At 52.0% G+C, this 12,838-nt stretch carries 7 protein-coding genes and 1 pseudogene; all 8 read right to left on the bottom strand.

Annotated features, from left to right (window positions below; translation table 11 throughout):
- Positions 1-1,089 (bottom strand): endo-1,4-beta-xylanase (locus BUE76_RS23130; RefSeq protein WP_076026768.1); only part of this gene is annotated, 1,089 nt, incomplete at its 3' end.
- Positions 1,090-1,120: 31 nt separating this feature from the next.
- On the bottom strand, positions 1,121-2,704 hold the full coding sequence (locus tag BUE76_RS23135) for a glycoside hydrolase family 43 protein (RefSeq protein ID WP_073039440.1): 1,584 nt from the start codon (positions 2,702-2,704) through the stop codon (positions 1,121-1,123).
- A 346-nt stretch (positions 2,705-3,050) separates the two neighbouring features.
- Entirely contained in the window at positions 3,051-3,926 is an 876-nt protein-coding gene (locus BUE76_RS23140; RefSeq protein WP_245798232.1) for a sialate O-acetylesterase, read from the bottom strand.
- A gap of 229 nt (positions 3,927-4,155) precedes the next feature.
- Positions 4,156-5,187, bottom strand: coding sequence for a DUF5627 domain-containing protein (locus tag BUE76_RS23145; protein WP_073038892.1), 1,032 nt, complete (start codon positions 5,185-5,187; stop codon positions 4,156-4,158).
- A 37-nt stretch (positions 5,188-5,224) separates the two neighbouring features.
- Positions 5,225-6,994: a RagB/SusD family nutrient uptake outer membrane protein gene (locus BUE76_RS23150; RefSeq protein ID WP_073038894.1), complete on the bottom strand. Its 1,770-nt coding sequence runs from the start codon at positions 6,992-6,994 to the stop codon at positions 5,225-5,227.
- Between the two features lie 30 nt (positions 6,995-7,024).
- Entirely contained in the window at positions 7,025-10,030 is a 3,006-nt protein-coding gene (locus BUE76_RS23155) for a SusC/RagA family TonB-linked outer membrane protein (RefSeq protein WP_073038896.1), read from the bottom strand.
- A gap of 81 nt (positions 10,031-10,111) precedes the next feature.
- A complete protein-coding gene (locus tag BUE76_RS23160; RefSeq protein ID WP_216820722.1) occupies positions 10,112-11,950 on the bottom strand; it encodes a RagB/SusD family nutrient uptake outer membrane protein in 1,839 nt (612 codons plus the stop codon).
- A 24-nt stretch (positions 11,951-11,974) separates the two neighbouring features.
- Positions 11,975-12,838: pseudogene (locus tag BUE76_RS24950) on the bottom strand (SusC/RagA family TonB-linked outer membrane protein); the annotation flags it as partial.

The raw sequence follows: 12,838 nt of genomic DNA on the forward strand, positions 1-12,838 counted from the left end.
CACTACGTCGTAGAATACTTTCTTGGGTTTGCGGTTGACATCAAACAACAAGGGGTAGTTTTTACGGCCCCTGCCATCCAGCCAGGTGTAGCGGTCGCTGAGGTTCCAGAAAGTGATGCCGCTGACCTTGCCTTTCTGCTCGCGGAATACATCAAAGATCATCTTGTATTTTTCTCTTTGCGCCTCTTCCATCTCAGGCGTGAAGGTGCTGGTGGTATCACGGCGGCCGTTGATCAGCTGCCCGCCCTGGCGGCCAGCATATACCGATACATCGAGCTCGGTCACCTGTACATCAAGGCCCAGTCCCGAAAACATCTGGATGGATTTTGTGAGCTCTTCACGCGAAGGGTTGTTGATGGACCAGTGGCCCTGCAGCCCCACGGCATGTATGGGTACGCCGGCTTCCTTCAGGCGCTTTACCATCTGGAAGATCTTCTCCCGCTTTTTGGGGTTCTCGGTATTGTAATCGTTGTAAAACAAAACAGCCTTGGGATCGGCGGCATGGGCATATTCAAATGCTTTGGCTAAAAACTCCTCGCCGCAGATCTTATACCACTGCGTGTTGCGGTAAAACACGGTGTCGTTATCGTCAATGGCTTCGTTCACCACGTCCCAGCCGTACACCCGGTCCTTGTAGCGGTTCACTACCGTGGTGATATGGCTTTTCAAACGCTGCAGCAATACCTCCTTGGAAACGGCATTACCGGCATCATCTTTAAACATCCAGTTGGGTGCCTGCGCATGCCAGAGCAGGGTGTGGCCGCGCATCTTGATCTTGTGTTTATTGGCGAAGTCGGCAATGGCATCGGCATCCTTCCAGAAATACTCTTTTTCCGCTGGATGGATGGGCCCCATCTTCATGGCATTTTCAGCGGTGATGCTGTTGAAGTGGTCTACGATCAATGCGGAGTCCTCACCCGTCAGCTGGCGCGGCGTAACGGCAGCACCTACCAGGAAGTAATCCTTGTAATAGTCCTTCAACCCTTTGGCAGCACTGGCGGAATTGTTGTTCAACTGCTTGCTGGCAGTGCACTGTACCAGCATGGCCGGCACAGCGGCAGCTAAAATCCATTTGGCAAGATTATTCATACTAAAGTGGTTCTTGTTTGCGAATGATTGGTTATTTGGGTGTGCTATTGGTTATGGTATTAGTAATTCGGAAATAATCAAAGTCGGCATGGCCGCCAGCTGTTTTACCGGCATAATTGAACAGGGCAAAACGGTAACCCATAAAATGCGGCAGGGTGTACGACATCTTCAGCTGCGTGCCAATGGGCTGCCACTGTTTGCCATCGAGGCTGTAGTAAAAATGGGCGGTATCCTTTCTTTCTTCAAAATCACATGCCGCTTTCAGGTGCACCGTATTTTGGGTTAAAGGAATACGGGCCGACTCGAGGGGCTGCCCGCTGCCGGCATCGATCATCACCAGGAACTTCTGGTTGCCAACAACCTGCACCCCCAGCTGGCCGTAGTTTTTCTGGAGCAGGCCCAGGCCGGCAAAGTCGCCGTCTTTCATGCCGCTAACATCAAGCGCAATGGCGCCGGTGCTCTGCGGGCCAATGGTGCGCTGGGTAAGCGTATTGCGGGCCAGCAAAAAGGATGTATCCACCCGGCCGGTGGTTAGCCGCATAAAGCCTTTACGGGCCGTTAGCGACCACAAACGATTGTCGGGGTTATGATTCCATTGCCACACCAGCGGAAGGGCAGCATCGCCCCTTTTACGGGCAAATTCGTCGGAGGCCACCAGGCCCGGAATAAGTCCTTTGCTGGCAGGCAGATCCAGCGTTTCGGGCACCTTGCCGTCCACACCCAGCACAGGCCAGCCATCTTTCCACGCTACCGGCACCAGGTAGGGAATGCGGCCCACGGCACCAAAGTCTCGGAACAGGTAGGCATACCAACGGCCATCGGGCATATCAATCAAGCCGCCCTGTGCCACGCCCAAATCGGCCAGTCCCAAACGACCTTCATAGGGACCGGTTATTTTATCAGCGCGGTGGATAACAACGGTGCGCATCCCGCCACGCGGCCAGGTGATGTTGAAGAGGTAATACTTGCCTTTTACTTTAAACAGCTGCGATCCTTCGGCACCCAGCATAATGTTGTCGCCGGCAGGAAGGCTTGCATTTTCAATTACCGTTTTATTGAAGCCGCCGGGTTTGATACCCGACAGGTCTTCATTCAGTTCTACCAACGTGAGTTTGCCGGCTCCATACAGCATACACACTTTGCCGTCGTCGTCAAAAAAGAGCGAATGGTCATGGAGGCTGGGCCGGAAAGCGGTATGTTTCCAGGGGCCTTTTTCAATATTTTTTGTAGTAAAGATGTGGGTCTTGCCGGTGGTTTGCGCAAAGGTGGTTACATAGTAAGTGCCTTTGTGGTAGCGGATGCTGCTGGCCCAGGAGCCGCGGCCATAGGTGCTCTTGCCGTTTTCTAAATTCAGTTCATCCATGCTGGCAAGGGTGTCATGTGCATAGCCTATCAGCTGCCAGTTCACCAGGTCTTTCGATTTCATGATGGGCACACCAGGACTCATGTGCATAGTGGTACTACTCATGTAGTAAGTATCTCCCACACGTATCATGGACAGATCCGGCACATCGGCAAAGATCAGCGGGTTGCGGGCGCCCTGCGCCTGCACGGTGGTGCTGAGCAACAGCCATGCAGTAAGCGCTATAAAAAAGCGAAGGGTGATTTTTTTCATCAGGTAAAATTGGGGCAATCAGGATTGCTGATACAAACGTTCTAGTAAGAAATTGGTAGCGGACTACCGCTGTTAGGCTAACGGGATGGGAACACGGATTGAATAGATAGAACGGATGAAAACGGATATCCGTTCCAATCTGTTGTATCCGTTCCATCCGTGTTCCTATCAAAATCAACCCATACCAGCTTGCCATCAAAAACGGAAAGTAGCGTTAGTTGCAACCCTGAGGTGGCTCGAATGTTGAAATGTAAGCGACTATTGTTTAACGGTCATCAATCACTGCATAACCGGTACCGGAATGCAGTTCATCGCGGCAGGCAAATTGGATTACATAATTACTTCTTTACTCACCACCCTTAACAGCATACCCCAACAGCGACAGCATTTTTGCACCATAACGTTTACCCAGCTCGCGGTAACCGGCAGCATCGAAGTGCAGCTTATCGGCGGCCGCAGTACAGCCGTTGGATGGAATGACATGTGCGGCAGGAATCACCTCCGGCAAGCGGCCAATAATGGGGTTCATACTGGCACAGCGGCCGCCCTGGTCGGCATGCACCAGTTCACCTGCCAGCAGGGGCACCGAGCCAGCTTTTAGGTTCAGGTCGCCCAGCAGCTGATCGTATACGCCTTTTACCTTGCGCGGCCAGCTGGTATCTCCGGTATTGGATTCGCCCTGGTGCAGGAGGATGCCCTTGATCACGCCCTCCTTTTGAGCCTGTCTGGCCAGTTCTACCAAACGGCCATAGGGGTTGCCCCCGTACTCGTTGATCATACCCACCATCCACGAAGGGGCTGTGGCGGTATAGGTTTGGTAATTATTCTTTTCAAACAATTCAATCTTGCAACCACCCACCGATACATTGATGATACCCACCCTGATATTTTCGGGCAGGCTGGCAACCAGTGTGCGGCCAAAATAATCGGCAGGCGTGATACCGGTGCGGCAACGGCTTAAAGGAGGTACCGCCGTATACCATTTGTCCCGCTCCCGCCCTAAGTTGGGACAGTCAACGGCTTCCAGCACTTTAAACCGTGGGTTCACGGTGGTATCCTGTGCCTCAAACTTTGCATTGCCTTCCATATTGGATTGCCCGAAGGAAAGGAAAATATAAAAGTTCGGATCCTGCGCTTTTGCCTGCATGCCCAGGCAAAAGCCTGCGGCACAAATCAGCAGGCGCATGTACCTGTTCCTGTTGCGGCCAGAGCTGTACTTCATTGTATTGTTTTTTGGTGTTGGTTGAAAAGGTTGATTGTAAATAACATGGAAAAGGAGCAGTGATAAATAGCATGCGCAGCTAACAGTTTATCATGGTGCTTTGCCACAAAGTGCGTTTTGCGCAATAACGGAAAAAGAAAATAAAAAGTCCGCTGTAGAAACAGCAGACTGATTATTGATAAACGATTGTATTGACCAGAATTATTAGTCAGGAAAATTTCACCGGTTACTACAGAACAGTGGGTGCAAAGGTTTCAAACTTTACCCCCCTATCCCGCACCACCAGGGTATCGGTAATGCTGTGGGTGGTGGTGCCAAAATCAACCTGGTATTTCAGGTGCAACACATCTCTTTTTTCGTTACCCCACATATCGCCTTTCTTGGTGAACTGGCCACCACCCGAAACGGTGTAGAGCGCAGCGTCGGGAGCGGAAACGGTGCACTTGCCGGCAGCATCAAAATTGAGCAGCAGCTGGAAGGGTACACTGATATTGCCCTTGTTCCTGGAACTCAACAAGGTTGTATCCTGGGTAAGCGACCTGGTAAACAGGTTCACTACCTGGTCTCTTTCCACAAACTCGTTGCGGTACACCACGGTAGTGTCCAAAGCAGTATTGCCGTTATTACCTTTCACTACGGCAACGCCCCTGCGCAGGTAGGCGCTGTGGTAAGGATTGATGTATTTCACTGCATACAACACATAGTCTTTAGGCGCAACGTTCCAGTCGCCGGCCTTGCGGGGGTCGGCGCCGGTCTTTGCACTGGTACCACGCAATATCGAATCAGCATTGGCAACTTTTGTGATGCGCACCGGGATCACAAAGGTGTTGCGTACCGACCGGGGATCAGCAAAAAATGCATCGGTCAGCTGCACTTCAAGGCCACCCATCACTTTACCTGCAGGGATGGTGATCTTCATGTTTTGGGGCAACACATAATAGTTGCTTGGCATGGCCACCACATCACCGCCACCGTTGTTGGGGTCGAACTTCAACCCCTGGGCCAGCGCATTATCAATGACCACGTCGAGGGTTACATCCTTATTGTTTTCGTACACCCCACCCATGGAAGCCATGATCTGGATCTTACGCTGGTTGTCCAGGGTATTGTCAAACACATCTTCGCCCAGTACCAGGGTACGGATCGGCGACTGGTAAGCGAAATACACCGTGGAGTACTTGTAGTCGGGGAATTCATTCTCTTTATTACAGGCAGCAAGTAGGGCGGATAACAATATGCCTATTAAAAAAACTCGTTTCATCGTTTCGGTTTAATGCGTATAAAATTGCGTTCAGGTGTTACCAACCCCTGTTTTGTTCCAGGTTTGCTTTCAGTGCCTCCAACTGCGGAATGGGACCATAAAACATATCGTTGGTATAGCGTCTTTCTTCCACTGTTTTGATGGCAAACACATTGTTGTTAATGTTCACACCTTTTGCCGGCTCGTTCAGGTTCTGCTTCCAACGGCGCAGATCCCAGAAGCGGAAACCTTCGAAGCTCAGCTCCAGCCTTCTTTCATTCCGGATCAGCTCGCGCATGGCTTCTTTGGAACCCACGGAAGCCAGAAAGTTGTCGGGTTGTGCGATACCTGCCCTCCTGCGAATGGCAGCAATCACATCGCGGGCCGAGAAACCAAATGTTCCGGTGCCGTTGGGGCCCCATGCTTCATTGGCAGCCTCTGCATAGATCAGGAATATTTCGGTATACCGGATATGCACCGGGTAATGCCTTTGGGTGGTACGCGCCGTAGGGTTTGCATTTACGGTTTCATTGAGCAGCTTACGCAGGTAATACCCCGTACGGGTGGAGGTGGGCAGAAAATCCACGGCATCGTTGGTGGGTGCATCCGATTTGGTACGGATTACCGCACCGCGCATGCTGGCATTGTCCACCACGATGTAGTTGTGCAGCCGGGGGTCGCGGTTGGCGTATGGGTTGGAAGCAACATAACCGCTGGAAGGATGGTCGATGGGAAAACCATTGACCATCGGGAATGCATCCACCAGGTTTTGGGTGGGATTGACACGTCCATTACCAAAAAGCGTAGGCGGATAGTTATCTACCTCGAGGTTGTTGGTATTGACGATATTTCCTCGCCACAACATCTCCCTTTGTTCTATGGGCGAACCGGAGCTGGGATTGGTATTGAGTAGATTGACATTATTGGCAGTATAATACAAGGCACCCTGGGGATCCAGCCCGCTGAGGCCTCCGTTCAGCGTCAGCACCTCACCCGCGAAATTGGCTGCGGCCTCCCATTTGTCTTGCGCCGACTGCGGGTTGAATGCGGGGCTTGCGGCCAGCAAGGCGGCCTTTGCGCGGATGGCTTTTACGATACGGCCCGATATACGCTGCCTGGCAAACCTGCCAAACACCCGGTTGTAATCACCCGTTGCCATGCCCGCGTATTTGGCCGGCAGCTGGGTGGGGTTGGTGATGTCCTGGAACAGGTAATCGAGGGGCAGGTACTTTTCGGCCTCTGTAAGGTCGGTATTTATCTGCTGGATACACTGGTCGAACGTAGCACGGGGCTTCCGGAAATCGGAATTGGGTTCGAGTGCCTCTGTAATGATGGGCACACCCAGCAACTGGCCACCCGAGCCAATGCCACCATGCGATTGCAGCAGGTGATACAGGAACAGCGCCCGCAACCCGTAGGCTTCACCTTTGAGGCGGTCGGTAAACATAGTGCGCACATTCTTGCTGCTCATGGGCGCCCAGTTAACGCTATCCACTTCGCGCAGGAAGAGATTCAGGTACAGGATAGCGGAATAAGAATTGTTCCACTGATCCACGGGGTTGATGGCGGCCGACCAGGAGCCCGTTGCCATATTGAGCAGGGGGCTGAACTTATCGTTGGTTACCGCATCATCGGTAGCTACTTCGTTAAAAGAAAAATTGTTGGTAGGAATCCTTGTATAGGCATTCATCAACACCCCTTCCGCATACCCGGCATCGGCATAAATGCCCTGCAGGGTACGGTGATTATCGAATTGAGGCTCCAGGTTCTTTTTGCAACTTACCAGCACTATTCCAACTACAATGAGTAGCAGTAATTTTTTACACATGCTTATCATTTTACTTCGTGAGATTATACCTTAAAATTTAGCCCTGACACCGGCCTGATAGCTTCTCATTTGCGGCGTGCCTGCAACCGAGAGGTCCAGTATTGCACGGTTCTTAGAGAAGGTATACAGGTTGGAACCAGACACATAAAACAGCAGCCCGTTTACAAACGACTTACCGAAAACACTTTGCGGCAACGTGTAGGTCAGCTGAACCTTGCTCAGGTTGAACCGGTCGGTTTTGTAAATCCAGAAATCCGAAGTGCGGAAATTGTTGTTGCTCTGCTGCGAACTCAAACGGGGGAAGGTAGCCGTAGCCTTGGTACTCTCGGTCCAGCGGTTGGTTACCACTTCCGAATACTTCAAGTCGCCGCTTACCCAGAAGTAGTTGTTGTTTTTGATGCCATAACCTCCCTGGTTGCCGGTACCCAGCACAAACAGGTTGAGGTTTTTGTAGCCTACACTCAGGTTGATGCCGTAAGTGAGCGGTGCGGTGAACCGGCCGATCATTACTTCATCTCGGTTGTCGATCACCTTGTCGCCGTTCTGGTCGGCATACCTGATATCGCCGGCGCGTACGGTGCTGAACAACTGTCTTGCACTGTTATCAACATCACTTTGGTTGTTGAAAAAGCCATTGTTCTTCAAACCGAAGATCGCATCCACAGGCTTGCCGGCCCTGTTTTGATAAGCATCCAAAAACAGCTCATCGCGCGTTACCACTTTGGATGTGGCGTAGGTTGTGTTTGTACCCAGGCTTAGTTCAACATCACCCACTTTCCTGTTCACGTTCAGCATCAGGTCGAAACCGCTGCGCTGATCGGTGTTGTAGTTATCAAAAGGAATGAAGGTGTTGAAATAGTTGGGGTACAGCGAAAAACGCTGGGTTAGCTGCCCGGCCATTTCGCTTTTGAAAACAGTGGCCTGCAGCGCAATCAGGTCGTTGAAGAAAGCCCCTTCCAGTGTAGCGTTGAGCTCCCTTCTTTTGGGGAAGGTCAGGTTGGGATTGCCGCCAAAGGTGGAAGTAGTGGTTTGGTTGGAACCTGCTACACCGTCGTTCCACACATAGTTGGCGCCCCGGCCATAGATATTGTCGTAGATGAAAAACGCATCGGCATTGTTCCTCCTAATATCCAGGTCGGTGTTGATGATGCCTGCGGATGCAGACAGCTTCAGGTAGTTAACGGCTTTGGAACGGGCCAGAAAGTTTTCCGAACTCAGCAACCATCCCAAACTTACCGTGGGCGAAAAACCGGTGCGGTTGCCGTCGGGCAGGCGGGTTGAGTTGGCATAGGTGCCTGTGAAATCGGCCCAGTAACGGTGCTTGAAGTTGTAGGATGCCTGCAAGCCCAGGTGAGATGCCGTGATGGGCTGGTACACATCGTTTACCGAAATAGAAGAAGTGTACCCGAGCAGCTTGGCAGCAATATTATGCACGCCGCCAATCGATTGATCGTATCCAAACCATGCAGCGAAACTGTTGTTCTGGCGCTGCGCGGTATTGTTGATGTTTTCGGTACCGGGGCGGGTGTCTTCGCCAAACTTCTGCAGGCCGGTGATGGTATCTGAAGTAGCATTCCAGGTAGGCTGGTATACCGCGTAGGTATTGTTGATCGACTGCAGGTAAGAGTTGCGGTAATCGAGGTTGAACAGGGTATGGAAAGAAAGCCCTTTTACTACCCCGCCCAGGTCGGCATTGATCTCGTTGGTCACCTGCAACACGCGCTGGATATTGCGGTCGTAGCCGGCAGAATAGAGGTCGGCAATGGGATTGTTTTGGAAGCTCTGCAAACCACCTAGCAGGTACTGCCCCTCCAGGATATTGCGGCTGGCCTGCACCATACCAAGGGCAGCTTTATTGGCAGGCGAAATCAGGTTGATGGGAATGAGCGGTGTAAAGCGGTTGGGCAGCAGGGAAGCGGCATTGCCCCAGTAGTTGGTTCGGCCCCTGCGCGACTCGCGGAAAATGGCGGAAACGTACACCGAGCTGGAAATGCGGTTATTCAGTTTCATATCCACATTACCCCGTACGTTCAACCGGTTGTCGTTCTCGTTGGCGCCTTCACCCACTTTCAGCAGGCCCGAGCTGGTACTCCAGCCTACATTGGAGTAGAACCGCGCATTAGCGGAACCGCCAGAAAATTCGGCATTCGCATCCGTTGCATTCTGGAACTTTTTTAGAAACTTGTCGGAGTAGTAATCTACACTGGGGTAGCGGAAAGAGTTGCCGGTGCGGTGGTTCTGGATGGTCTCCGCCGAAAATTGCTCGGGCAGGCCATCGTTGCGGCGCGCTTCATTGAAATAGGTCATGTAATCGGCCGAGTTGAGGAACCTGGGCAAGGCCCTTGGTTGGGCAACACCGGTGTTTACGCGCAGCGAAATCTGCTGCTTGTTGGCCTCCCCTTTTTTCGAGGTAATCAGGATAACGCCCTTGGCTGCCTGGGTGCCATAGAGAGCCACCGCATTGGCCCCTTTCAGCACGGTGATTTGCTGCACCTCGGGCAACGTGATATCGCTGAACTCGCGGCGAACACCGTCGATATATACCATGGCATCACCAAAACCCCAGATATTGTTACTCCACAACATGCCGGCTACCCGGCCGTTCATCCCACCCTCTACCGTGAGGTTAAAATCTTTGTCGATATAGGTTTCGGGGTTGAGCACGCTAACGGCGCCGGTCAGATCCTGCCTGGCCACTTTACCAAAAGGAACATACACACCCTGGCCGCTGCCTTCAGCAGCAAGGTTAATCCGGTTTGGAATTGCATTTGCCCGCAGGGTTTGCATTTTAAATCCCTTGGCATTCAATAACACAACAGCATCTGATGGTATTGAAATAGAAAACTTCCCGGATGCATCGGTGTAGGCGCTCACCTTACCGTTATCAGCGGAAACAAGCGCTCCTGAAACAGGGTTGCCCCGCTCATCCTGTACAACAGATACAACAGTTACTTGCTGAACCGTCTGCGCCATTGAAGTCAGTGAGAAAGTAAATACCGCACAAAGCGCCACCATCCATATCCTGATGTACTTCATTAGATTCGTTTTATGATTGTTTCATTTATTGCATGCCGGAAGGCTTTGCGCCCGGCATGCAATACAGGCCAACAGAATGGATTACCACCCTTCATTTTGGCCAAATGTGGGATAAAGGTTTACCTGGTTATTGGGCAAAGGCAGCCAGTTGTGTTTCTTTTCAAAAACCCGGGTTACCACCACGCGTTCTTTTAAGTTAATCGGCTTGCCATCGGAACCGCGATCAAAGTCGATCACAGTTTTGTTGCGGTACTTCACCTGGTCGGCTACATTCCAGCGGCGGAGGTCGTGCCAGCGCAGGCCTTCAAAGGCCAGCTCCACCGCACGCTCCCGCATCAGTTCTTCCATAAACGCATCTTTAGAAGCAAGGTAACGGGCATCCACAACCGGAACATTAGCTCTGGCCCTTACCCTGTTTACCGCTTCTACTGCGGTGATGCTACCAGGTACACTGCTTTGCGGTGTGCCGTACCCCTGCAATACTGCTTCGGCGTACATCAGGTACACATCGGCCAAACGCAGGTACGGAACCACGATATTGATATTATTCCATTCGTTGTCAACGTTGTTGCAGCCGTCGGTTACAAACTTGCGCACCAGGTAACCGGAACGGCTTGCGGTGTTTTCCAGGCGCAGGTTACCGCCATTAAAGAGCTCAGCGAAACGATAAGCGGCATTAGCGGTACCCCGTATCATGCGTACCCCATCGAAGGTGATTGATTTGTAGAAACGGGGATCCCGGTTACTCCAGGGATCGCCAGCATTGTAGCCCGAACCCGCCGCATCGAGTGGCAGGCCATTGGCCATACCGAAGTAGGCCACATAGTTGGCTGCAGGAGAAGAAATACCTGCTTCGCCACCCAGCGGTGGTGGGATAAACATGTTCACCAGCGACCAGCGCGAACGCCAGGACTCATAAGTTGGAGGGCCAAAAATAACTTCGGGAAAACCGGGGTGCCTTCCGTCGGGTGAAATGGTAAACACGTTTTCACTCCACCTGTCCCAGGGCAGTAATTTATACTGCGCGGCACCACTGCCGCCAGGCTCCGATGAAGTTTTCAGCACCCTTGCAAATGCATCGGCTGCCTGCTTGCACAATTCGGCGTCGTAACTGTTGTTACCTGTCGACTGCTGGTTCTGCATGGGGCTGGCAGCATACAACAGGTTTTTGCCTTTGTAGCTAAGCGCCACGCCCGATGTTACGCGCATTTTGTTCAACCCAAGGGTCAGTTGGCCTACAGGCGAGTTGTCCCAATTGGCTGGCAATAAAGCAGCGGCATCTTCAAAATCCTTCGCTGCTTTGAGTGCAGTTTCCCGGTAATTCAACCTGGGCAGGTCCAGCTTTGCCGAACTGGACAACACCGTATCGATATAAGGGAGCCCGCCCCAAAAACTCATCAACTGGAAATGGAAGAAACCACGGAAGAACAGGAGTTGTCCTTTGATCACATTTTTCTCTTCCTCAGTAGCGTTCACGAGTTTATCAAGGTTAGCCAGGCCAACATTGGCTTTGCGTATGCCGTACCAGCTCAGGGGCCATAATCCCTTTCGCTGCGGATCGGTGCCAAGGTTGTTAGGGCCGGAACCATTATCATCGAGCCAGCTATTGTCCCAGCCGCCGCCACCGGTTTGCCAGGCCCGGTAGTTGCCATTGTCAAATTCTGCATTGATGCGGTAGTTGGCATTGGTGGTGGACAGGATATCATCGCCCATGTTCCACTCATTGTTCCAGGTGGACTTGGTCATATCCGGCAGCGCATGATATAATTCTTCTGTGAAGCCCTGGAAACTCCTGAAATTCGTAAACACGTCCTGCTCAGAAATATTGGCAGCCATGGGCCTGTCCAAATATTTCTTACAGGATGCAAGCCCGAAGACGATGAGCAGCGCACTTACAGACAACGCTAATTTTCTAGACATTTTCATACTGTGCTATTGTAAGTATTATAAACTGAGGTTGAATCCGAAGTTGATGCGGCGAACAGTGGGATAAGCACCCTGGCCGGAAGTGTTGCTGTTGCCTACGTTTCCTTCGCGGTCGTCGGGCAACTTGCTCCAGAACGTAAGGTTGTTGCCGTTGACAAAAAACCGCATCGACTGCACACCTGCACGCTTCACCCAATCGGGGTTCAGGGTATAGGATATTTCAGCAGTCTTCAAGCGCAGGTAGGAACCGTCGTACTGGAAGAAGTCGCCGTATGCAGGCCCGTACGACAGGGATTTCCACCTGGGCATCGGGCCCCTGGCGTCCTGGTTGTCTCTATCCCAGTAATCACCCTGGTTGAACACGGTATTGAGCCTTGCATTGAAGTTGGTTTGGGTAAGCTCGCGGGTTACGTTGTTTACGCCATAAAACTGAACAAAGACAGCAAAGCGCTTATAATCCAAACCAACGCTTGCCGTATAGGTATTCTGTGGCCTTGAGGGGTATCCAAAAGGCACGTTATCGAAGTTGTTGATCACGCCATCGCCGTTGTAATCAATCAGGTTGAAATGGCCGGGGAACTTGTTGTTATCGTTCTGGTCGAGGCGGGTGCTGCCGTAGACCTCATCCCAGTTATTGTAGTAACCCGAACGCACATGCGATCTTGTTTGCCCGATCTGGAAACCGGCCTGCTTCAGGTATTCGTCCAGCAACTGGGGATCGTCCCTGAAGATGGTGCGGTCTTTGGCATGGGTGATGGCCACATTACCCCACAGCCGCACATTCCTGTTGAAGCTTTTATTAAACTTAACTTCCGCCTCATAGCCCCGCACCACGGTTTCACCCAGGTTGGCTGCTGGCGGGGTACCGCCAAAATACACGGG

It is taken from the genome of Cnuella takakiae (genome assembly GCF_001953305.1).
Taxonomy (GTDB): domain Bacteria; phylum Bacteroidota; class Bacteroidia; order Chitinophagales; family Chitinophagaceae; genus Flavisolibacter; species Flavisolibacter takakiae.